Source organism: Paenibacillus sp. IHB B 3084, from assembly GCF_001447315.1.
Taxonomy (GTDB): domain Bacteria; phylum Bacillota; class Bacilli; order Paenibacillales; family Paenibacillaceae; genus Paenibacillus.
This window is the reverse complement of the sequence record NZ_CP013203.1, coordinates 3,538,992-3,560,750: the sequence shown is the minus strand read 5'-3', so window position 1 is coordinate 3,560,750 and position 21,759 is coordinate 3,538,992. Positions and strand designations below refer to the sequence as shown.

22 protein-coding genes are annotated in these 21,759 nt (G+C 49.0%); 5 read left to right on the top strand and 17 right to left on the bottom strand.

Annotated elements, in window-relative coordinates:
- Nucleotides 1-138: 138 nt before the first annotated feature.
- The 4 genes from pdxK to ASL14_RS16610 form a co-directional block, all read right to left on the bottom strand.
- Nucleotides 139-948, bottom strand: coding sequence for a pyridoxine/pyridoxal/pyridoxamine kinase (pdxK, locus tag ASL14_RS16625; RefSeq protein ID WP_134912533.1), 810 nt, complete (start codon nt 946-948; stop codon nt 139-141).
- A gap of 186 nt (nt 949-1,134) precedes the next feature.
- On the bottom strand, nt 1,135-2,541 hold the full coding sequence (locus ASL14_RS16620) for a DNA-binding protein (RefSeq protein ID WP_134912531.1): 1,407 nt from the start codon (nt 2,539-2,541) through the stop codon (nt 1,135-1,137).
- Nucleotides 2,542-2,669: 128 nt separating this feature from the next.
- Nucleotides 2,670-3,137 (bottom strand): copper amine oxidase N-terminal domain-containing protein, encoded by a 468-nt coding sequence (locus ASL14_RS16615; RefSeq protein WP_223264013.1) that lies wholly within the window; start codon nt 3,135-3,137, stop codon nt 2,670-2,672.
- Between the two features lie 29 nt (nt 3,138-3,166).
- Nucleotides 3,167-5,128, bottom strand: coding sequence for a bifunctional 2',3'-cyclic-nucleotide 2'-phosphodiesterase/3'-nucleotidase (locus ASL14_RS16610; RefSeq protein WP_134912529.1), 1,962 nt, complete (start codon nt 5,126-5,128; stop codon nt 3,167-3,169).
- Nucleotides 5,129-5,364: 236 nt separating this feature from the next.
- Here ASL14_RS16610 and ASL14_RS16605 point away from each other — a divergent pair, with 236 nt between their 5' ends.
- The 4 genes from ASL14_RS16605 (at nt 5,365) to phnE (ASL14_RS16590) (ending at nt 8,888) form a co-directional block, all read left to right on the top strand.
- Nucleotides 5,365-6,333, top strand: a complete 969-nt coding sequence (locus ASL14_RS16605; RefSeq protein ID WP_134912527.1) for a phosphate/phosphite/phosphonate ABC transporter substrate-binding protein — start codon at nt 5,365-5,367, stop codon at nt 6,331-6,333.
- Between the two features lie 133 nt (nt 6,334-6,466).
- Complete coding sequence (phnC, locus tag ASL14_RS16600; protein WP_134912525.1) at nt 6,467-7,237, top strand: phosphonate ABC transporter ATP-binding protein; 771 nt, start codon at nt 6,467-6,469, stop codon at nt 7,235-7,237.
- Nucleotides 7,234-8,094: a phosphonate ABC transporter, permease protein PhnE gene (gene phnE, locus ASL14_RS16595; RefSeq protein WP_134912523.1), complete on the top strand. Its 861-nt coding sequence runs from the start codon at nt 7,234-7,236 to the stop codon at nt 8,092-8,094. The genes phnC and phnE (ASL14_RS16595) overlap by 4 nt, the downstream gene beginning before the upstream one ends.
- Nucleotides 8,091-8,888, top strand: coding sequence for a phosphonate ABC transporter, permease protein PhnE (phnE, locus tag ASL14_RS16590; RefSeq protein ID WP_025686134.1), 798 nt, complete (start codon nt 8,091-8,093; stop codon nt 8,886-8,888). Before phnE (ASL14_RS16595) ends, phnE (ASL14_RS16590) begins: the two co-directional genes overlap by 4 nt.
- A 90-nt stretch (nt 8,889-8,978) precedes the next feature.
- Here phnE (ASL14_RS16590) and ASL14_RS16585 read toward each other — a convergent pair whose 3' ends face one another.
- From ASL14_RS16585 to ASL14_RS16525, 13 genes are all read right to left on the bottom strand, one after another.
- Nucleotides 8,979-9,230: a hypothetical protein gene (locus tag ASL14_RS16585; RefSeq protein WP_223264012.1), complete on the bottom strand. Its 252-nt coding sequence runs from the start codon at nt 9,228-9,230 to the stop codon at nt 8,979-8,981.
- A 136-nt stretch (nt 9,231-9,366) separates the two neighbouring features.
- Entirely contained in the window at nt 9,367-10,242 is an 876-nt protein-coding gene (gene cysW / locus ASL14_RS16580) for a sulfate ABC transporter permease subunit CysW (protein WP_134912521.1), read from the bottom strand.
- Nucleotides 10,243-10,317: 75 nt separating this feature from the next.
- Entirely contained in the window at nt 10,318-11,151 is an 834-nt protein-coding gene (gene cysT / locus ASL14_RS16575) for a sulfate ABC transporter permease subunit CysT (protein WP_134912520.1), read from the bottom strand.
- A gap of 27 nt (nt 11,152-11,178) precedes the next feature.
- Nucleotides 11,179-12,240, bottom strand: coding sequence for a sulfate ABC transporter substrate-binding protein (locus ASL14_RS16570; protein ID WP_134912518.1), 1,062 nt, complete (start codon nt 12,238-12,240; stop codon nt 11,179-11,181).
- 375 nt (nt 12,241-12,615) lie between these two features.
- On the bottom strand, nt 12,616-13,299 hold the full coding sequence (locus ASL14_RS16565) for a hypothetical protein (RefSeq protein WP_134912516.1): 684 nt from the start codon (nt 13,297-13,299) through the stop codon (nt 12,616-12,618).
- A gap of 120 nt (nt 13,300-13,419) precedes the next feature.
- Nucleotides 13,420-13,914 (bottom strand): hypothetical protein, encoded by a 495-nt coding sequence (locus ASL14_RS16560; protein ID WP_134912514.1) that lies wholly within the window; start codon nt 13,912-13,914, stop codon nt 13,420-13,422.
- Nucleotides 13,915-14,248: 334 nt separating this feature from the next.
- Complete coding sequence (locus tag ASL14_RS16555; protein WP_134912512.1) at nt 14,249-15,550, bottom strand: pyrimidine-nucleoside phosphorylase; 1,302 nt, start codon at nt 15,548-15,550, stop codon at nt 14,249-14,251.
- Nucleotides 15,551-15,582: 32 nt separating this feature from the next.
- Nucleotides 15,583-16,290 carry a purine-nucleoside phosphorylase gene (gene deoD, locus ASL14_RS16550; protein ID WP_025686143.1) on the bottom strand — a complete coding sequence of 236 codons (708 nt, stop codon included), beginning with the start codon at nt 16,288-16,290 and terminating at the stop codon, nt 15,583-15,585.
- Between the two features lie 79 nt (nt 16,291-16,369).
- Nucleotides 16,370-17,551 carry a phosphopentomutase gene (gene deoB / locus ASL14_RS16545; RefSeq protein WP_134912510.1) on the bottom strand — a complete coding sequence of 394 codons (1,182 nt, stop codon included), beginning with the start codon at nt 17,549-17,551 and terminating at the stop codon, nt 16,370-16,372.
- A 32-nt stretch (nt 17,552-17,583) separates the two neighbouring features.
- Entirely contained in the window at nt 17,584-18,762 is a 1,179-nt protein-coding gene (locus ASL14_RS16540) for a NupC/NupG family nucleoside CNT transporter (protein ID WP_134912508.1), read from the bottom strand.
- Nucleotides 18,763-18,838: 76 nt separating this feature from the next.
- Nucleotides 18,839-19,234, bottom strand: a complete 396-nt coding sequence (locus ASL14_RS16535) for a cytidine deaminase (protein WP_044644559.1) — start codon at nt 19,232-19,234, stop codon at nt 18,839-18,841.
- Nucleotides 19,235-19,264: 30 nt separating this feature from the next.
- Nucleotides 19,265-19,927, bottom strand: a complete 663-nt coding sequence (gene deoC, locus ASL14_RS16530; protein WP_134912506.1) for a deoxyribose-phosphate aldolase — start codon at nt 19,925-19,927, stop codon at nt 19,265-19,267.
- A gap of 210 nt (nt 19,928-20,137) precedes the next feature.
- On the bottom strand, nt 20,138-21,073 hold the full coding sequence (locus ASL14_RS16525) for a DNA-binding transcriptional repressor DeoR (RefSeq protein ID WP_134912505.1): 936 nt from the start codon (nt 21,071-21,073) through the stop codon (nt 20,138-20,140).
- 266 nt (nt 21,074-21,339) lie between these two features.
- Here ASL14_RS16525 and ASL14_RS16520 point away from each other — a divergent pair, with 266 nt between their 5' ends.
- A complete protein-coding gene (locus ASL14_RS16520; protein WP_134912503.1) occupies nt 21,340-21,753 on the top strand; it encodes a chemotaxis protein CheW in 414 nt (137 codons plus the stop codon).
- Nucleotides 21,754-21,759 lie beyond the last annotated feature (6 nt).

Here is a 21,759-nt window from a genome sequence, read left to right as displayed (position 1 = left end):
GTAAACAGGAAGATATAATTCCAAAAAAATACATCAAAAACCGCAATACCAAGTATTGCGGCTTAAAGACTCTAGCCTAAACGCTAACTATCGGAGATGCACTACCTAATGCAGCCATTTTATAAGTGCATTCATGCTTTAATGATTTTGCAAACGATGTGCCGCATGCAGAGTCGGACCAACGAATTCGTTCAGCTTGAAGCTGCCTTCAATCGCCTGTGTAATGAATTTTTTGGCCTGATCCACCGCTTCACGTACAGTCAGCCCTTGGGCCAAGCCAGCCGTTACCGCTGCCGAAGTTGTACAGCCTGCACCATGGGTGAAGCTTGTTTTCACAACATCCGCCTCGAACCAGTCGAAGGTAATTCCGTCATAAAGCAGATCCATCGCTTTACCTGCACGGATTTTGCCACGGTCCTTAATCAGCACGTGCTTTGCCCCGCGCTCATGGATAATCGCCGCTGCTTCCTGCATCTGTTCCAGCGTCGTAATGGGTCCGTTCTTCGCCAGTTGCGAAGCCTCGAATAAATTCGGCGTGACCAGATCAGCGCCCGGAATCAAAAATTCCAGCATTGCTTCTGTATTTTCCGGCTGAAGCACTTCATCCGTACCTTTGCAGACCATAACCGGATCAATAACGACCCGTTTAAGATCATGCTTGCGCAGATGGCTGGCAACCAGTTCAATAATATCAACGGAACCGAGCATACCCGTTTTCATCGCGTCAAAGCCAATACCTTCCAATACCGTACGCAGTTGTGCTTCTACCACATCCAACGCAACAGGATATACAAGATGGTCCCACGTTTTGGGTTCCATCGCAACTACGGTTGTCAATACAGTCATTCCATATACGCCAAGCTCCTGAAAGGTTTTCAGGTCTGCCTGAATACCCGCGCCGCCGCTGGTGTCGGAGCCGGCTATCGTTAATGTTTTGGGAATCGTCATTTTCACATGCTCTCCTTCACTTACTGTGCTGCATTTATCCTAATCCCGCATGGGAAACTTGTCAACGCGCAATGCGTTCTTCCTATGCTAAAAGTCACAGAAAAGAGTAGAATTAAAAAAAGAGAACGTTCCCTTTTGACCAGGAGCATCCTCGCTAGAATCGATATATATTTTGAATTCTAAAGATTACAAATACCCGCCGGTGCTGTGATCATAGGCATGATTCTTTTCATTTTCACGCACGCCCAGGCAAAACTTCTGATACAAATGCTGCTGTTCCGGGGTAGAAAAGTTCCGATGCTGCTCAAACAAAGCCATGCAACCGATAATATGCTCAGTATAGCTGTTGTCTACAGACAACTGTAAGCAATGCAGTGTTTGCCCCAGTCCCTCTGCATAAGCACCCTTCCGAAAATGATATTCGGCATACACCTTGCAAAAGGAGGCGAAGCGGAATGCATTAAAATGCTTGCGGTAGTGAGTGTCCCATTGATCCGGTGCAAGCTCCCAGAAGCTCTTAAGTTGCTCGCTGAATAGTCCCAGCTCGGCATCCACAAAGTAACCGAACCTGTTCGCTGATTCAAGCAGCGTATTCAAGCCTTCCAGCGTCTCGTCCGGATGCTCGCGCAAATACGTAATATATTCATAAATTGCAGAGGTATTGCCCATTTTAATTTCGATACAAAGCCGATTGCCTTGAGCGTACACACGATGCATGTCCACTACTTTCTGACCTTCCTCATCCAATCCTTCAAACCAGCTCAAATCTGCATACCCATCAATCCATTTCTTGGATTCCTCATACCTGCCCTGAAACTCATAGCAGCTGGCCTTGAGCAGATGACCCTGTGCATAATAGTAGACAAGCGGTTTGAGCAACTCCAGATGCTCATCTCCAAAGCGGTTCCGATTGCGGTATAGCGCATGAGCCAATTCTCGCAGCTCGTCCGCATACATTTCCATCTCGGACCATTGCATTTTTAACGCAAACACTTGAGATAGCATATGTAAGCCTTCCAATGCATAATTTTCCGGCAACCGACTACGGTACAAGTGGAATTGCACAGCAGCCTTCAAGCTCCGCTTGTTATCCTTGATCTGAATCTGGAATATACGGAAATAGCTGATCGCTAACCGCTCGGAGTGGGTATACTTCTCACTCTCGATAACACAATTGTACAGAAGCATGGCCGCTTCATATCTCTCGTCCTCAAACATCGCTTCTGCGGTATCAAAAATAGCCGGAATGTTCGATAAATCATCCATCAGATAGTCAAGTACACTGCAAATACATTCCAGCTTGTTCAGCTCCGAACAACGGAGCAGAAACGGACGCAACCTTCTCCAGTGTGGTAAGGAATGAATAAAACATTCATCTACATACATCTCGAACAAAGATCCTTCTTCCAAACCCATCGCCCCGGTAATCAGATCAAGCTGATTGACTGAGATAGGCCGTGGTGGGTTCCGGTTAAGTATGCCGCTAAGTGTACCCGGATTTACTTTGGACGCATCTGCGAAACATTGCATGGAAATACCTTCACGCTGAATATACTTTTCAATTTCTGCACGAATCGTGGTGTTTTTTTCCAAAGGGACACCCCCTCCATCAAATGATGGTGACTTTTTCATTACCTTTTAAACCAAAATTTGTTTAATCAAAGTATATGTCTAATCATAACGGAGGTCAATAACTTAAACGCGACTCAGGACATATAAAATTACGAATTTCGTACGATTTTAAATAATCCGTGTGCAAAAAGACCGCCCCCGGAGGAACAGTCTTTGCTAACATATGATGCCATAGGCTCATGTCCGCCTTTTTCTGTGTTCCGTTCACGTCGGACAATGTTTTTGCCTACCCAGAATTTCAGTGTATTGTTCCCGGCTTTCACCCATACCATTTGCGTTTTTGCATCCCATTTCACTTGAGCGCCAATACCTTCACCCAGGTAACGCAAAGGGATGTACGTCTTACCGCTCCATATGAACGGAGTGGTGTCCATTTGTGTCGTTTTATCATTAATTTTCAGCATATGGCTATCCGCTTTCATCCAGACAGTCGTCATGCCGCTGGCATTCATCGTATCGGATGGAGCAGGAGCTGCGGGTTCCGATGGTGTAGTTGGTTCAACAGGCGCAGATGCAATTTCTTCTGCAAATTTGTCACTATTTTGCGTTTGGATCACTTTAAATTTAAATTCTTTTCAAAAAAAATTCAGGATCGCCCGAAATCCAGAGCAAATTTGGCGTACCCCTCTGCGGTTAATCCTTCATAAAGCAACTCTGAATGGGCTTTGGCGGCACCCGTTGCTTGCGGTGAGGTCAGGAACGTCACATGCGGGCGGCCCGGCCATGGCGCGAGGGACCAGTGACCGTCTGCTTGGGGCGTTAACGTCTTCATATGCCGTACATATTCCGTTAGTACATGCCGATTCTCATCCAGTGAAGCGAGTACGATGCGTTCCCCGCCCGGATTGACCAATGTAGAGGAAAACGCGCGATAGTTGTTCGTGACGACCAAATAGCTTCGCTGCATATCCAATGGTTCTCCATCCAAGGTCATATGAAGGATTCTGTGCGCACTCGCCTCCTTCAATATTCCGGCAGCATCATATCTGGCAGGCTGCGTCACATCAATCTGGTACCTGATCCCGTCGATAATATCAAAATTAAAGCTCGGAAAATCGGAATCAATCAGCTCCTGCTCCTGTTCTGCATACGGATCAATTTGTTGGAATTGTCCAGCAGACCATTCGAGCCATTCCCGAATTTCTGTCCCGGTCAGCCGAACGACATGCAGCGTGTTTGGAAAATTGTACAGATCGGCGATATGCTTGATTGCCAAAGTCCCCGCCGGAATATCGGTATAATATGAAGGGCCATATCGGCCGCCTGTTTTAAAGGGAGCCGCTGCCGACAGCACAGGCAAGCCTTCGTACTCACTCCCCTGCATCTGCTGCTTCACATACCACATTTGCGCATCATTCACGAGTTGAACAGAAGCATCGTCCATCACCTGGGCAAAATAGCTGTTTACTGCCACCGTTGTGCTACCAACAGGAGCGCGAATATAATCCAGCGTCCCGGCATGCTCTTCCGCAACCGCCTGCTGAATGGCAGCATCCGGCTGCACCAGCGCTTGCTTGTGTACCGAATCATACACCGGACGTACCTCCGCAGAAGAGGCAGCCACTTGCCACGTTCCATCCATAAGGGTCAGGTCCAGATCAATGATACCCAGATGATCTCCCCAAAAGCCCGGCTCCACCGCCGGAATATCATGTATGGTGCCTCGCTCCGCGTCCACACCCGTTTGACCAACGAACGAAGGGCCGGGGAATACTTTATGTGCATGACCAAACAGAATCGCGTCAATTCCTTCCACCCTGCTCAGATGCAGCACCGCATTTTCCATATACGGCGTTTCAGGAATATCTTCAAAACCCGCGTGAGGCATGGCAATGATCAGGTCGGCTCCCTCGGACTTCATTTGTGGAATAAACCGTCTCGCGGTCTCCAGCATGTCCTTGACGATGATTTTCCCTTCCAGCCAAGCCTTGTCCCATTGCATAATTTGCGGAGGCACAAACCCGATAATCCCCACCTTCAACAGATGCTTGAAGCCTGCTTCATCCTCCACCGTCTTGTCCAGTATCAAATAAGGTGTAAAGTAATTTCGTTCTTTTTCCACGACTGTATGGCTATCTGTAAAAATATCTTTCTTCGTATCTATATCTGTATCCGCCTGAATATAGATGTTGGCATTGATATAAGGAAACTTGGCTCCTTGAAGACAAGTCTGCAAATATTCCAATCCATAGTTAAATTCGTGATTCCCGATATTGCCCGCTTCGTACTCAAGCAGATTCATCGCTTTGTAGGCAGGATGCACGGCGTTCGGGTCCTGTTGGAGACGTTGTACTGCATAATCCCCCATCGGATTGCCTTGAATAACATCCCCGTTATCCAGCAGCAGGTGGTTAGGTACCTCGGAACGAGCCGCCTGGATTAGACTGGCTGTTTGCGCAAGACCGTACTGCAACGTTTCCCGATCCGTATAATAATCGTAATTCCACAAGCTGACATGCAGATCGGTCGTAACCATAACACGGAATTTCACCCTCACAGGACATAGCGTCTGCTGTTGTACCTCTTTATTGATATCTGAAATATCCAATCCTGTTCTCTCCTTCAGCTTCGGTCATAGAGCTTGAACAAGTCTAACAGGGTACTATTAAGAGAATGTTAAATGAATAGAAATGAGAGAGTATAAGATATATTTTACATACTTTTTACCAAAGTCAGGAATGGTTTTTACCCTAGTGACCGGACTAGCTGTTAAGATTTGGTTTGTCACAGAATTTACAGACTTTTTCAATTTTTCATTATTACTATTTTTAGGGGGAAATTATTTTGTTTAAAAAAGCACTGACCTTGTGCATGACTTTCACACTGGCTGCGGGTCTCGCAGCATGCGGCTCCAATGCCAGCAATAACAACAACGCGTCCACTCCAGGCACAGATGGCACGAAAAGCGAAAGCACAGCCTATGTTCCTACAGAGTTAAAAGTACAGTTCGTTCCTTCCCAAAATGCAGATACGCTCGAAGCTAAAGCCAAGCCGCTCGAAAAGCTGCTGGGCGACAAGCTCGGAATTCCGGTGAAAGTAACCGTTTCTCCCGACTACAACACGATTGTGGAAGCCATGTCTTCCAAACAGGTAGATGTAGGTTTCCTTCCACCGAATGCCTATGTTCTGGCACACGATAACCGTAAAGCAGCCGATTTGCTGCTGCAAGCCCAACGCTACGGCATTGATGATGCCACAGGCAAGGACACAACTGAAAAAGTAAACTTTTATAAATCGATGATCGTGGTGAAAAAGGATTCTCCGATTCAAAGCCTGGCTGACCTGAAAGGCAAAAAAGTCGGCTGGCAAAATGTAACCTCCTCCGCAGGCTATGTGTATCCCGCAGCAGAGCTGAAGAAAGCTGGCGTGGACCCGGACACGGATGTGCAGGGCGTAACGATCAAAGGGCATGATGCCGCTATCCTGGCGCTGCTGAACGGTCAGGTTGATGCTGTAGCTGTTTTCCAGGATGCACGCAACACGGTGAAGAAGGAAATTCCGGATGTATTCGAAAAAACACGCGTCATTCATTACACCGCTAAAATTCCGAATGACACGGTCAGCGTTCGTTCCGATATGGATCAGGCGTGGAGAGACAAAATCAGCCAAGCCTTTATAGATATCGCCAAAGACCCGGAGGGCGGTCAAATCATTAAAGAAATTTATACGCATGTAGGCTATGAAAAAGGTGACGATAAAAACTTCGATTCTGTTCGTGAATATGCCGAAGCCGTCGGCCAAGCAGTTAAGTAATAGGAGCAAACGCGTAATTGTAATGAAGCAGTAGCTACGAAACAGGCTTTACGAATGACAGGGCAGCACCGTCCATGTATTCATGGCGGTGTTGTTTTCATTCCACCCCATCGGGGGAGAAAGTTGGGAGCATATGATCGAATTCCACAATGTATCGAAAACATACCCGAACGGCACCAAAGGGTTGAACAATATTAACCTGACGATTAAAGAGGGCGAAATGGTCGTCATTGTCGGCTTGTCTGGTGCGGGCAAGTCCACTCTGCTACGTTCCATTAATCGACTGCATGATATTACCTCTGGCGACATTGTTGTAGGCGGCAGGTCTGTCACATCTGCCGGAAGCAGCGAGCTGCGCCGCATTCGCCGTGATATCGGCATGATTTTTCAAAGCTTCAATCTGGTCAAGCGTTCCACCGTACTCCGCAACGTGCTTTCCGGCCGGGTCGGCTATCATTCGACGCTTCGGACCATTCTGGGCCTTTTTCCGAAGGAGGATATCGAGCTGGCACTAACCGCGCTGGAACGCGTGAACATTCGTGAAAAAGCCTATAGCCGGGCCGATGAGCTGTCCGGCGGGCAGCAGCAGCGCGTATCCATTGCCCGCGCTCTGGCGCAGGAGGCCAAGATCATTCTCGCGGACGAGCCTGTCGCATCGCTTGATCCGCTGACTACCCGCCAGGTCATGGACGACCTCCAACGGATCAACCGTGAAATGAAGATTACAACCATCGTTAATCTGCATTTCATTGATCTGGCGCGCGAATATGCGACGCGGATCATTGGATTGCGTGCCGGAGAGGTCGTCTTTGACGGCACGCCGGAGGAAGCTACGGATGACGCCTTCGCGGAAATCTACGGCCGGGCCATCAAGCATGATGAGCTGCTAGGAGTCGGATCATGAAGCCCGACTCTACTGCGCGGACGCTCTCTTCGACGCCGCCGTCACCACAAGCCGGACCGCCGCAGCCGCAGCAATCCAAGCCGCCCGCAGGGCCGCCCCTGCCGGGGCGTTACAAGCGTTACGCCACCTGGATGATCTTTATCGTGGTGCTGGTGGCCTGCTCCATTCATACGGATGCTACGCCTTACCAGTTGATCGTCGGCTTGCCGGAGATGGGCAAATTACTTGGCGAAATGTTCCCGCCTGACTGGAGCTACCTTCCCACCATCTGGAAGCCGATGCTGGAAACCATCCAGATTGCCATTGTGGGCACGACGCTGGGTGCGCTGCTGGCTATTCCCGTCGCCCTGCTGTGCGCCTACAATATCATGCCGCGCAAGCTGATCTCGCTGCCGATGCGCACGATCCTGAACCTCGTGCGGACGGTTCCCGATCTGCTGTTTGCCTCCATCTTTGTGGCGGTGTTCGGCATCGGGCCGTTCGCAGGGATGCTCGCCCTGCTCTTCTTCTCCTTCGGCATCATTGCGAAGCTGACGTTCGAGGCCATTGAAGCCATTGATCCCGGCCCGCTGGAAGCTATGACCGCCGTTGGTGCGAGCCGCATTCAGGTGATTGCCTTCGGTGTCGTACCGCAGGCATTGCCCTATTTTGTGTCCTACTTGCTGTACACCTTTGAGGTCAATGTGCGCGCAGCATCTGTTCTGGGACTGGTCGGCGCGGGCGGTATCGGCCTGCTGCTCGACCGTTCGCTTGGCCTGTTCCGGTATGACCGGGCAAGCATCATCATTCTACTGACCCTCGTCATCGTTTTGGCGATTGATTACGGCAGTAACATGCTACGGAGGAAACTATTATGAATGATTCCACACTTCGCAGACCTCTTCGCTCCAGACTGCGTTTATGGGCGATAGCCATTCTGCTGATCATCATTTATATTTGGGCTTTCCGTGGGATGCAGTTCGAAGGATTGCAGGGAACCGCCAAAAACGTCTCTCTCGCTATACTGGACGGCTTTCTTCATCCTGACTGGTCATTCGTGTACATTCCTGAAGGAGAGGACTTGCTGCGCGGGCTGCTGGATACGCTGGTTATCTCCGTTCTCGGAACCTTCGTATCCGCATTCATCTGTCTTCCGTTTGCCTTCTGGGCATCCAGCAATATGACCCGTTTGCGCCCCTTGTCAGGCAGCGGTAAATTTGTACTCAGCGTCATTCGGGTATTTCCTGAAATGATTGTCGCGATCCTGTTCATCAAGGCCGTAGGACCCGGCTCATTTGCAGGTGTGCTTGCCCTCGGTATTCACTCTATCGGCATGCTGGCGAAGCTATTTTCGGAAACGATCGAAAGTGTCGATCACGGACCGCAAGAAGCCTTGATCGCCTGTGGTGCCAACCGTTTGCAGGTGATTTTCTTCGCCGTGCTGCCGCAGGTGATTCCACAGTTCCTTTCGTATTCGCTCTACCGTTTTGAAATTAACATCCGTTCCGCTACCACGCTAGGTCTGGTGGGTGCAGGCGGTATCGGTACTCCGCTGCTGTTTGCGCTCCAAATGCGCAACTGGAACCGTGTAGGTGTCATTTTGCTGGGCATTGTGGTCCTGATCATATTAACGGATTTAATTTCCGGCTGGCTGCGCAAGCGGATTGTATAATCAACAAGATTGAAAATGCCAAAAAGGCCTCTCCTGTGTAAAAGGGACAACATTATGCTCCCATTACTCAGAAGAGGCTTTTTAGATTCATCAAATGGCCGCTACCTCGTCCATCACCCGCCGGATTTCCTCTGCCGTATTATAAAAATGCGGAGCCAAGCGAATCACATCCTTCCGTGCCGAAACGATGATATTTTGACTTCTCAAGCGGCTCTCAACCGCCGATGCATCGGCTACCTCAACAGCGATGAGACCAGGTAAAGCTCCTTCCCCGGAAGGCAAACGTATGCTTAACCCTTTGCGGCGACCATACTCCATAGAAAATTCCAGCAATTCGCTCACGGAAATATAGCTGACGGTAGGACTGAATCCATATAAGTCATCTTAGAACAAGGGTCTCCCTTCCCATCTTATCGCCAAACATCGACGATAGACGCGAAGAGAGACCCTGTGGAATCAAGCACGTTCCTGCGTTTCATTAATGAACCCGTTTGCGTCCAAACCAGCTTTTAAGCACCAAGGTGGCGAGAGCCAGTAACAACAGCAGCGAAGCCACCGCAAAGGATGCCGAGAACTGATATTCGTTATACAAAATTTCCACATGGAGCGGCAATGTGTTCGTCTCTCCACGGATATGTCCCGAAACGACCGACACCGCCCCGAATTCACCCATCGCTCTCGCATTACACAAAATAATGCCATACAGCAGACCCCATTTGATATTCGGCAGCGTCACCTTCCAGAAAATACGCCAGCCGCGTGCGCCCAGCGTAACCGCCGCTTCTTCCTCCTGGTGTCCCTGATCCTCCATTAGCGGAATCAGCTCCCGCGCTACAAAAGGAAACGTGATGAACAGCGTCGCCAATATAATCCCCGGTAAGGCAAAAATAATTTTGATATCATGCTCATCCAGCCACGGCCCAAGCCATCCCTGTGCGCCGAATACCAGCACATACATCAATCCGCCGACAACAGGAGAGATGGCAAAGGGCAAATCAATCAGGGTGACCAGCAAGCCCTTGCCGCGAAATTGAAACTTTGTAATCAGCCAGGCGGCGGCTACGCCAAATACCGTATTCAACGGTACCGTTATCGCCGCCACCAGCAGCGTCAGCCGCAGCGCCGACATAGCGTCTGGGTCGCGTAACGCTTCAACATATACGCTCCAGCCCTGCTTGAGCGCTTCGGTAAGTACGATGATCAGCGGCAGTATCAGCACCCACAGCAAAGCCAGAAAAGCGGCACCGATCAGCGTCCACTTCACCCAAGGGGCTTCGGTTGTAACCCTGTTGGGCGGTGCAGATGAAGGCACAGGTGCATGGGTAAGCTCCTGTCCGGTTATCGCTTGTGACATGATGTTTCTTCCTCCTTAAACAGCGGATGTACCGCTATCGTGTGAACCAAACGCATACTGTCCTGCGTGATAACGTTAGACAGTACGCCGCCGCGACCAGCGCTGAATGCTGTTAATCACCAGCAGCAGCAGGAATGAAATGACCAACAGCATCAATGCTACCGCCGTAGCTCCGGCATAGTCATTTTGCTCCAGCTTGGACATAATGAGCAGCGGCGCGATCTCGGTCTTCATCGGCATATTGCCGGAAATGAAGACGACTGAGCCATACTCCCCGATGCCACGGGCAAAGGCGAGCGCAAAGCCCGTCAGCAGCGGTGGTATCAGCTCGGGCACAATAACGCTGCGAAAGGTACGCCATCTGCCCGCTCCCAGCGTAGCGGCGACCTCCTCCTCGTCCTTGTCCAGCTCCTCCAGCACGGGCTGGACCGTCCGTACGACGAACGGGATACCAATAAACATCAGCGCGAGCGTAATACCCGTCTGCGAGTAGGCCATCTTCCAGCCAAGCGGTTCGAACAACGAGCCGATCCAGCCATTTTGCGCATATAGAGCTGTCAAAGCAACACCCGCAACCGCTGTAGGCAATGCAAAGGGCAGATCAATCACCGCATCAAAAATCCGTTTTCCCGGAAATTCATAACGCACCAGCACCCAGGCGATCAGAAAACCGAGGAACAGGTCAATCAGCGCCGCAGCGGCAGCGCACAAAAAGCTTACCTTGTAAGAAGCCAGTACCCTGGCGTCAGTCGCCACATCCCAAAACTTCTCCCACGTCAATCCGGTTGAATTCAGGAGCAGCGCCGATAAAGGCACCAGCACTACCAGACTGAGGTACAGCACACTATATCCCATCGTTAACCCGAACCCGGGAAGTACGCGTTTTCGGGTGACTTGCACTTGACTCATGTTCTGTCCATCCCTCTCTACAATCCTTTAACTTCCAGGTACATAAATTTGGTCAAAGATGCCCTTGTCGCTAAAATGCTTTTGCTGCGTCTCCTTCCATGTTCCGAATACATCCTTCAAGGTCACCAGCTCCAGCTCGGGAAATTGATTCTTGAACTTCGCCTTTACGCTATCCAGCGTTGGACGATAATAGTTCTCGGCAGCAATGGTTTGCCCCTCTTCGCTGTACAAATATTTCAGGTACGCATCCGCTACCTCGCGTGTACCTTTTTTATCCACAACCTTATCGACCACCGCTACCGGAGGCTCGGCCAAAATGCTGATCGACGGGTATACGATATCGAATTTATCCGTACCCAGCTCCTTCACGGAAAGCAGTGCTTCATTTTCCCAAGCGATCAGTACATCACCAATTCCGCGCTCCACAAAGGTCGTTGTCGCTCCACGCGCACCGCTGTCCAGTACCGGCACATGTTTGTACAGCTCCTGTACAAACTGCTGGGCTTTAGCTTCATCGTTATTGTTTTTCTTGAGCGCATAGGCCCATGCCGCAAGGTAGTTCCAGCGAGCTCCACCAGATGTCTTGGGGTTCGGGGTAATAACCTGCACATCGCCGCGGATCAGATCATCCCAGTCTTTAATTCCTTTCGGATTACCTTTACGCACCAACAGCACAATGGTTGAATTGTATGGAGAGCTGTTATGCTCATATTTATCCTGCCATCCCTCTTTAATCAGCCCTTTTTCCTGTAACGCATCAATATCGTAGCCCAGAGCCAGGGTAACTACGTCCGCATCCAACCCATCCTGCACAGAACGGCTTTGCTTGCCAGACCCTCCATGAGATTGCTTAATCGTAACTTTCTGCCCTTTCTCCTTCTCCCAGTGGGCGGCAAACGCCTTGTTATACGCCTCATACAGCTCACGGGTCGGGTCATAAGAAACATTGAGCAGCTCCACATCCTTGGAACCCGCAGCAGAGCTGCCATTCGCCTGTGTTTCTCCTTTGCTTGCTCCGCAAGCACTTAACGTCAACGTCAAAACCAAAGATAGCCCGAGAATAAGTCCACTTTTCCATTTCCCTTTCATCAAGACCCTCCTAATTCTATGTAATTAATAAAAACAAATTCATTTGCGCCTGTTATTGACAGACGCATTCAAAAAAAAGAGCGGAGAATTCCCTGATGCAGCCCTGATAGGTCAAACCTGTCGCGTGGACAGTGTCTGCCTGCTGTTCCTAGAGGTTCTCCGCCATAATGGCGAGATTACACTTTAATTCTTTAATTCCTACCTGTTTAATGAGTTATGTAGATATAATACGAGAGTTTATGAGCGTTGTCAAACCTTTTTTTGGGATGGATGATCTGTGCTTCGCTAGCTTGAGGGGATCAGAGGGGATAAAAAGTCGGGAACATTCGAATGTTCCCGACTGCTTACAAGCTATTTTCTTACACGAGGAACTGCTTAATTGGCGACCGTTTCGAGATTGACGGAAAAAACTCCAAAAAGCTTCGGATTGTCTGTAGCTCTTCTCAACCACAGCTCGCCCGAGCCAACCATGACTCCCTGATAATTCACAAACAAGTCATCGGTCTTTTGATTCACCAAAGCCTCACGAATTGCGTCCGTAAAAATCTGATCGTAATTGGCAATAAACTCTTTCTTATTGGGAATCGTTAATGCCTTTTCGCTGTCGTTGACGCGCAGAGGGTAGAAAATGTAATTGGCTACCTTTTCCTTCTCATTGTCGGCAACAGCCTTCTGCAACGCTTTGAACGTGTTCAAAAACGCATTAGGGTCCTGAATACCAGCTACTTCAAAAGGGTTGTGGGATGGATTGGCAGGTTTTGGAGAGGAAGAAGCATCCGACGAAGTAGCCGGGGCCGATGGACTTGACTTTTTCATATCAGTTCCGTTGTTTTCCGCACTCTGACTCTCTTTCGCTGCTTTTTCATTTTCGGCTGAATCGCTACGATTCGTATCAGTTCCATTTTCAATCGCACTTGTACTGCTTCCGGTCTCGACGGTTTCAGCATTCTTATCCTGGCCGCAGCCAGCGAGAGCTACGAATGTAAGCGTAAGTAAAATGGCTGTGAAGAACAGCCTCCGTGACATTTTCTGATTACCGTATTCTTGGGTTTTGGGCACAACGGGTCATCCTTTCTGCTTCTGCTTTCTGCTCTGACCTATTCTGTTCATTAAGTCTTCAACCGTTCTATTGTAACATAGTAGACTAATGACCGCATGTCGTGCCCATATGGAAGGGGCTTACAGCGTAATATAAGCAAAGGTTTTGATTGTTCCTGTGGAGCCATCGTCGGTCACTACATGTAAAAACAGCTCGTTGGAAGATTTGCTTCCAGCCTCATTCTGCTCCTCCGGCTTCACAAACAACAGATCATGCCGTTCTCCCGGCTGCAATCTTCGGCTGGAAAGTCCCTCCGTTTGGCCTTGCAAGCCAGAGGTAGCCGAGGATGTAATCTTGTACTGTATAGGCTGCTTCCCCATATTTTTGATACTCACGTACAACTTTCGTCCCTCTTCAAACCTAAAAGGCATTCCTCCCTCTCCCCCAAATTGCGTGGTCTGATCATGTACAATGCGCTTCGTTACGCCTCCTTGCTCATTCTGCACACTTAACGGAGCAGCCGGGTGTGTCACACTCGCCGTTGATGTAGTATGCGTAGTCGTCGATAAGTTAGCAAAAGCGGCATATCCCACAATTGCCCCTGCAACCCCCATCCAAACCCACTTATCTACCATTTCATTTCCTCCTTCATAGAAAAAGCCGAGCTCATATCTATTATGAGTCCGACTGTCATATTTTTCAAACTTGATCAAAGCCATCCATGCCGTAGCGCTCTATCATTCATTCCGTAATAGTAGCTTAGACGTTCAGCGTGTTACGAGACTTTTTCTTATCCCATACACTATAAATCACAAATATAAATTCAGCACAGTACCCTCACTGGTATTGACAACAGCATTTTTTCAATTCTTGTTCGAGAACGAGTACAACAAAAAAGCCGGAAGCCCCTAGGGCCTCCGGCTTGATAAACATGCTATCTATTACAACTTTATGAATACGGCTTACTGCTTACTCTGTCACCGTTCCGTAGATCAGCACAGGTGCTTCGGCGTGATCCGCAATGCGGATGTTTGCGTAAATTTTCTCCAGCACTTGGGCCACATCTTCACGGTTCGCATGGATGGTAACCAGCGAATCGCCCACTTTTACAGCATCTCCAACCTTTTTGTTCAGCATCAGGCCGACAGCCAGATCAATCTCGGATTCTTTGGTTGCGCGTCCTGCTCCAAGCAGCATCGCAGCCGTACCGATTTCGTCAGCCACGATTTCAGCGACCACACCATCCTGCTTCGCAGGCACTTCGATGAGATACTGCGCTTGTGGCAAGCGTTCCGGATGATCCACAACCGAAGCGTCGCCGCCCTGATTGGCAATAAACTCTTTGAATTTCTCCAGCGCTTTGCCGTTGCGAATGACTTCTTTGAGCTTCTCTTCGGCGTCTTCGAGGGAATCTGCTTTGCCAGCCAAAAATACCATCTGACTGCCCAAGGCCATACACAGCTCTTCCAGATCCTTTGGTCCTTGACCGCGCAGTGTGTCAATCGCTTCTTTGACTTCCAGCGAGTTACCGATGGCAAGACCCAGCGGCTGGCTCATATCGGAAATCACCGCCATCGTTTTACGACCGACGTTGTTACCGATGCTTACCATGGCATGTGCCAGTTGTTTGGCATCATCTACGGTTTTCATGAACGCGCCTGCACCTGTCTTCACATCGAGTACGATGGCATCGGAACCTGCAGCGATTTTTTTACTCATAATCGAGCTGGCAATCAGCGGAATCGAGTTTACCGTGGCGGTAACATCACGCAGCGCATACAGCTTTTTGTCCGCAGGTGTCAGATTACCGCTTTGTCCGATGACCGCAATTTTGCTTCGATTCACCAGATCCACGAATTCGTCCTTGCTGATTTCTACGTGGAAGCCTGCAATAGCCTCCAGCTTATCAATGGTTCCTCCGGTATGTCCGAGGCCGCGACCTGACATTTTCGCTACCGGAATATCCAAAGCCGCTACGAGCGGAGCCAGCACCAGCGTTGTCGTATCACCCACACCGCCAGTAGAATGCTTATCGACCTTCACGCCTTCAATCGCGGACAGATCAATTGTGTCACCTGAATGAACCATTGCCATCGTCAGATCCGCGCGTTCGCGCTCGGTCATATCTTTGAAGAAAATGGACATCGCCAACGCACTTACCTGATAGTCAGGAATTTCCCCTTGCGTGTAGCCTTGGATAATAAAATTAATTTCCTCGGTGGTCAGTTCTTTTCCATCACGCTTTTTCTCGATCAAGTCTACCATTCTCATATGTCATTTCTCCTCACTGTACGTATGATCGTTTACAGGGATATTGCTGTATCCAGTGCAACTTCCATCATTTCTTTAAAGGTCGTTTGCCGTTCTTCCGCTGTCGTTTCCTCACCTGTCAGCAAATGATCGCTTACCGTCAGAATCGTCAACGCATTTACGCCAAATTTGGCCGCCAGCGTGTACAATGCCGAAGTCTCCATCTCGACACCCAGTACGCCGTATTCCATCAGCTTTTGTGTAATTGATTTGTCATCACGATAAAAGCTGTCCGAGCTGAACACGTTGCCGACATGCATCTTCAAGCCCTTGGCAACACCGCGATCATAAGCGCCCTTCAACAAAGGGAAGCTGGCAATCGGCGAATAATCATAGCCGCCAAAGATATGGCGGTTCATGCCGGAATCCGTACAGGATGCCTGTGCCAAAATAACGTCACGTACATGCACATGCTCCTTCATCCCGCCGCACGTACCTACACGGAATAAGTTTTTCACACCGTACTCGCTAATCAGCTCATTGACATAAATACTGATGGACGGCAGTCCCATTCCGGTCCCCTGTACAGACAGGCGTTTGCCCTGATACGTTCCCGTAAATCCGAGCATTCCGCGCACCTCGTTGTAGCAGGTCACGTCTTCCAGATAGGTTTCAGCAATAAATTTCGCCCGCAGCGGGTCTCCTGGCAGCAGAATTGTTTCTGCAATCTCTCCAGGCTTGGCTCCAATGTGTACACTCATATTTTTATTCCTCCGTTCCATTTGTCCGTGCTTATATCGTTACTTATGATCTTCCTTATTGTTCTTGCTTGCGTCCTGATTATTGAAGCTCTGCCAAAAAGCTTGTTCCGTGTTCGGGCAGCTTCACACCAAAGTTATCAGCTACTGTCGCTCCGATATCCGCAAACGTTTTACGTACCGCAAGTTCCTTGCCTCCAGCTGCAAAACGTGGGGAGTACACCAACAGAGGCACATATTCACGTGTATGATCCGTTCCCCGATACGTCGGGTCATTCCCGTGGTCTGCGGTGATAATCAGCAGATCTTCATCCGTCATTTTAGCGAATACCTCCGGCAGACGGACATCATAATCGTCCAAAGCCTGACCATATCCCTGCGGATCACGGCGATGACCGTATACGGCGTCAAAATCGACCAGATTCAAGAAGCTTAATCCGGTAAAATCTTCATCCAGCGTAGCCACCAGCTTATCCATGCCGTCCATATTGGACACGGTGCGCACAGCTTTCGTCACACCCTCGCCGTCATAAATGTCGGAGATTTTACCCAATGCAATCACATCCAGGCCTGCATCCTTCAGCTCGTTCATTGTGGTACGACCAAACGGCTTGAGCGCATAATCATGGCGATTGGAGGTGCGGGAGAAGTTTCCTGTCTCACCTACGAACGGACGAGCAATAATCCGGCCCAGCATGTATGGGTCTTCCAGCGTGATTTTACGGCAGAACTCGCAAATCTCATAAAGCTCCTTCAAAGGTACAACTTCCTCATGCGCCGCAATTTGCAGCACCGAATCCGCCGATGTATAGATGATGAGCGCTCCTGTTTTCACATGTTCTTCGCCCAATTCGTCAATGATTTCCGTTCCGCTGGCAGGCTTGTTGCCGATGACTTTGCGGCCCGTATGCTCCTCAATGCGCTGAATCAGCTCATCCGGAAAACCATCAGGGAATACGCGGAAAGGAACCTCAATATTCAAGCCCATGATTTCCCAGTGTCCGGTCATTGTATCCTTACCGTTGGACGCTTCCTGCATTTTGGTGTAATACGCCAAAGGTTGCTCAGCGGCTTGCACCCCTTCAATAGAACGAATATTGGACAGACCGAGCTTACCCATATTCGGCATGTTCAGACCGCCGCGTTCGCGGGCAATATGACCCAGTGTATCTACATCGTAATCATCAAACTGGGCAGCATCCGGCGCTTCGCCGATCCCCACAGAGTCCATAACAACCAAGTGAATCCGTTTGAATTTAGACATGATGAAATTCCTTTCCTAACTCGCTGTTTTTTTTACAAAAACAACCCTGCAATCGTTGCCGACAGCACGCTAACCAGCGTCGCGCCGTACAACAGCTTCAGACCAAAGCGGGCCACCACATTCCCCTGCTTCTCATGCAGACCCTTCACAGCCCCGGAAATGATACCGATGGACGAGAAGTTTGCAAAAGATACGAGGAACACCGATACGATCCCGATTGTGCGATCCGACAAGCCCGTTTGCTTGGTCAGATCCAGCATCGCCACAAATTCGTTAGACACGAGCTTGGTGGCCATAATGCTGCCCGCCTGAACCGCTTCGCTCCATGGAATCCCCATGACAAAAGCGATAGGCGCAAACACATAACCAAGCAATGATTGGAAACTTATTCCAAGCACCCAAGAGAAAATCCCGTTAACCATGGCAATCAGCGCCACAAAACCGATCAGCATCGCAGCTACCGTAATGGCGACTTTGAAACCGTCCATAATATACTCCCCGAGCATTTCGAAGAAGGACTGCTTCTCTTCCTCCTGAACCTCCAGCAAATCATCTTCCTTCTCAATCTTGTACGGATTAATAATCGAAGAGATAATAAAGCCGCCGAACAGGTTCAATACCAAAGCAGTAACCACATATTTGGGGTTCAACATTTGCATGTAGGCTCCCACAATCGACATAGACACCGTAGACATCGCAGACGCACACAGCGTATACAATCGATGCTTTGGCAGGAGACCAATTTGCTTTTTAACGGAAATAAACACCTCGGATTGACCCAGAATAGCCGAAGCTACAGCGTTGTAGGATTCCAGTTTACCCATTCCGTTTACTTTGCTCAAGACAAGCCCGATATATTTAATAATAAAAGGCAACACTTTGACATATTGCAAAATCCCAATCAGTGCGGATATGAACACGATTGGCAGCAATACACCGATAAAGAACGGCGCCGCCCCTTCATTCGCAATCCCGCCAAATACAAAGTTAATCCCTTCCATAGCGTACCCAATCAGACTGTTAAACCCTTTTGCAAAACCTTTGACCAGAATTTCACCAATCCCTGTATTCAGCAATACAAAAGCAAGTGCCGCCTGCAATACAACCATAACCACCAACGGACGATACCTGATTTTACGTTTGTCACTGCTGGCAACGTAAGTAAGTGCAAATACAACAAGCAGTCCCACCAGAGCGATTACATATTTCATTTTATTTTCCCCCTCATTACATTAAGCGCTTACATTACCCATAAAAAGAATGCGCCCCAAACGAGGCATTCTTTTTTTATTTCCCCAGATCGGCAGGTCGGAAAGCACCCGGCAGCAGTTGATCCACCGTCCACTCTTCCGTGTTGCCATGAAGGTTGGTCAGATAGACTTTGGTATCTGGTTGAGCAAATTCGGAAATCACCTGACGACAGGCTCCACATGGAGACACAGGCCCTTCCGTATCTGCTACAATCGCAATGGCATCAATTTTACGGCAGCCTTCGGATACCATTTTAAAAATCGCTGTCCGTTCCGCACAATTGCATAAGCCGTAGGAGGCATTTTCCACATTACATCCTCGATAAATCGTGCCATCGCTTCCGAGAACCGCAGCACCGACCTGAAAATTCGAGTACGGAATATATGCCTGTTTACGCGCCTCAAGCGCTTCCTGAATCAATTGATCCTTCATCGCGAATCCCTCCATGACTTTAAAATGAACTTAGTAGGAAGATGTAGACTGCTGGCCCTCGATGATTGTCACACCGGAACTTGCACCGATCCGGCTTGCGCCCGCTTCTACTAATTTCTGTACGTCTTCCAGACTGCGTACGCCGCCAGAAGCCTTAACACCAATCTCAGGTCCTACGGTTTTGCGCATCAAAGCCACGTCTTCCGCAGTAGCTCCGCCTGTAGAGAAGCCTGTCGAGGTTTTCACGTAATTAGCTCCTGCTTTGACGGACAGCTCGCAAGCCAGCACCTTTTCTTCATCTGTCAGCAAGCATGCTTCAATAATTACTTTTACCAGTGTACCCGCGGCTGCTTCCACGACTGCACGGATGTCCTGCTCAACGAGCTGTAAATCACGTGCCTTCAAAGCGCCTATATTAATAACCATATCAACCTCAGTCGCACCGTTAGCAATAGCATCCTTTGTTTCGAACGCTTTCGTTGCCGACGTATTGGCTCCCAGCGGGAAACCGATAACGGTGCAAATGTTCACGCCTGTACCTGCCAATTGCTCAGCCGAATAAGCTACCCAGGCCGGGTTCACACATACGGAAGCAAACTGATATTTCTTCGCCTCAGCGGTCAATTTCGTAATTTCATCCTTCGTCGCGTCTGCACGCAACAATGTATGGTCGATCAATCCTGCAATGTTCATTCTCTAAACGCTCCTTCATTGAAAAGATAGTATGAGGACTAATGTCCTTTACTTCTCTGTGATAAGACCATCATAGCACGGCATTGAACATATGTAAAACACATTTTGAAATTATGTTCAAGCCTCCACATAAGACGTTCACCTACAGTTCAAATTACCCCATAGGCGCACGCCAAAACTGTATGTTTAGTCTGATTAATGCAAAATGCTCTACTGTAAAAGTGCCTGTGCCGTAAACTGATCTGTCACCAAAATATTGGCATACTTACCACGGAGCGATGCCCGGATAGCCTCTACTTTGCGCTGTCCTCCGGCTACGAGAATGGACTTCTCCTTCTTACGCAAATCAGGCAGATCAATGCCAACGGTGCGACTGTTAATTTCCTGACTGCATATATTGCCCTCATCATCAAAAAAGCGTGAGCAAATATCGCCCTTGCCGATTTTCTGTAACAGCTTCTGCTCCTCATGGTTAAAATAGCCCAATCTGAACAGCAGCGCATCCTCCTTGACCGTACCCACCGTAAACACGGCAATGTTCGCCTGCTTGCCAAGCTCAATGATACGCTGGATATGCCGATCCTCCTCGACCATTTTCTTGACGGCTTGACTATCAAAAATCACAGGCAGCGGCAAATACCGTGCAATCGTGTGAAAGGCTTCTGCGAACAAATTCACTGTCTCCACGGCATACGTGTTGACATGTGAATGGCTTACGCCTCCTTTGAGCTGAACGACCTCGACGCCCTTAACCTGCTTTTGCTGGAGATGGAGCGCCACCGCATGCATCGTCGTTCCCCACGTCACTCCAATAATATCCGCATCTTGCACCGTTTCATGCAAATAATCGGCAGCTTTTTTGCTAATATGCTTCTTGATCTCCTGATATTCATTTAACGGCGAATAGCAGACCAGAGCGGTATCCAGCCCGTATTTCTTCTTGACCTGCTCTCCGAGCGCATCCATATCCTCCATCGGATCAACAATACTGATTCTCACATAGCCCTGTTCCTTGGCAGCTTGAAGCAACCGCGATACCGTGGGACGCGATACCCCGAGTCTGACTGCAATTTCTTGCTGGCTATAGTCGTTCAGATAGTATAATCTGGCTGCCTCGATACTTAGACGCTGCTTTTCATGATCCATTCTACCTCAACCCGCTTATCTTAAAATGTAGTGCCACCGGACACAACCTCAATCTCCTAAAGCATCACATATTAGGAGAAATTGAGCGCCATGCCTTGGCCATTTGGAAGATTTAACTGCTATTTTGTGATATTCTGTGAATAGAACCTGGCTACATAGCACCTTCAACTTTATCTTTCCATTTGTTAAAACGCAATAGTTACCCCATTTTATCGTCACTTCACAACCTGTGGTAGTCTTATCTGAAATGTAAGGAGAATTGGCCTATGTCCGAATTTATTGTGTGCAGACTGGCGAGCAAAACGTTCGCTTTAAACTTTGTAGAAGTGGAAGAAGTCATGAATGCCAAGAAAGGAACACCGCTTCCTTTTTCCGAGTCATGGCATGAAGGAATGGTCACTATTCGCAGTGATGTATTTACGATCCTGAATTTGCGCAAAAAACTGCTGCTCCCTGCTTCAAGCGAGTCCTCCGAGGACAAAATGATTTTGCTCAGCCGGGCAAAAATTGCTCTGCTTGTCGATCAGGTGGAGGATACCGCTTCCGTGGAAGACAACCAGTTGAAAAGCAATGAGGAAGAGTGGCAGCGTGAACTGTTTCCTACTGTTCTGGAGCATCAGGGTGCTCTCGTTCCGGTGATCGATATGGACGCTTTCCTCGCTTCGACCAAGACGAATTAAGCGTAT

What these genes read in the sequence shown, in the direction of transcription:
- pdxK (WP_134912533.1), bottom strand. Translation starts at nt 948, where the DNA reads ATGACGATTCCCAAAACATTAACGATAGCCGGCTCCGACACCAGCGGC.
- phnC (WP_134912525.1), top strand. Translation starts at nt 6,467, where the DNA reads ATGATCGAATTCCACAATGTATCGAAAACATACCCGAACGGCACCAAA.
- phnE (WP_134912523.1), top strand. Translation starts at nt 7,234, where the DNA reads ATGAAGCCCGACTCTACTGCGCGGACGCTCTCTTCGACGCCGCCGTCA.
- phnE (WP_025686134.1), top strand. Translation starts at nt 8,091, where the DNA reads ATGAATGATTCCACACTTCGCAGACCTCTTCGCTCCAGACTGCGTTTA.
- cysW (WP_134912521.1), bottom strand. Translation starts at nt 10,242, where the DNA reads ATGTCACAAGCGATAACCGGACAGGAGCTTACCCATGCACCTGTGCCT.
- cysT (WP_134912520.1), bottom strand. Translation starts at nt 11,151, where the DNA reads ATGAGTCAAGTGCAAGTCACCCGAAAACGCGTACTTCCCGGGTTCGGG.
- ASL14_RS16570 (WP_134912518.1), bottom strand. Translation starts at nt 12,240, where the DNA reads ATGAAAGGGAAATGGAAAAGTGGACTTATTCTCGGGCTATCTTTGGTT.
- ASL14_RS16560 (WP_134912514.1), bottom strand. Translation starts at nt 13,914, where the DNA reads ATGGTAGATAAGTGGGTTTGGATGGGGGTTGCAGGGGCAATTGTGGGA.
- ASL14_RS16555 (WP_134912512.1), bottom strand. Translation starts at nt 15,550, where the DNA reads ATGAGAATGGTAGACTTGATCGAGAAAAAGCGTGATGGAAAAGAACTG.
- deoD (WP_025686143.1), bottom strand. Translation starts at nt 16,290, where the DNA reads ATGAGTGTACACATTGGAGCCAAGCCTGGAGAGATTGCAGAAACAATT.
- deoB (WP_134912510.1), bottom strand. Translation starts at nt 17,551, where the DNA reads ATGTCTAAATTCAAACGGATTCACTTGGTTGTTATGGACTCTGTGGGG.
- ASL14_RS16540 (WP_134912508.1), bottom strand. Translation starts at nt 18,762, where the DNA reads ATGAAATATGTAATCGCTCTGGTGGGACTGCTTGTTGTATTTGCACTT.
- ASL14_RS16535 (WP_044644559.1), bottom strand. Translation starts at nt 19,234, where the DNA reads ATGAAGGATCAATTGATTCAGGAAGCGCTTGAGGCGCGTAAACAGGCA.
- deoC (WP_134912506.1), bottom strand. Translation starts at nt 19,927, where the DNA reads ATGAACATTGCAGGATTGATCGACCATACATTGTTGCGTGCAGACGCG.
- ASL14_RS16525 (WP_134912505.1), bottom strand. Translation starts at nt 21,073, where the DNA reads ATGGATCATGAAAAGCAGCGTCTAAGTATCGAGGCAGCCAGATTATAC.
- ASL14_RS16520 (WP_134912503.1), top strand. Translation starts at nt 21,340, where the DNA reads ATGTCCGAATTTATTGTGTGCAGACTGGCGAGCAAAACGTTCGCTTTA.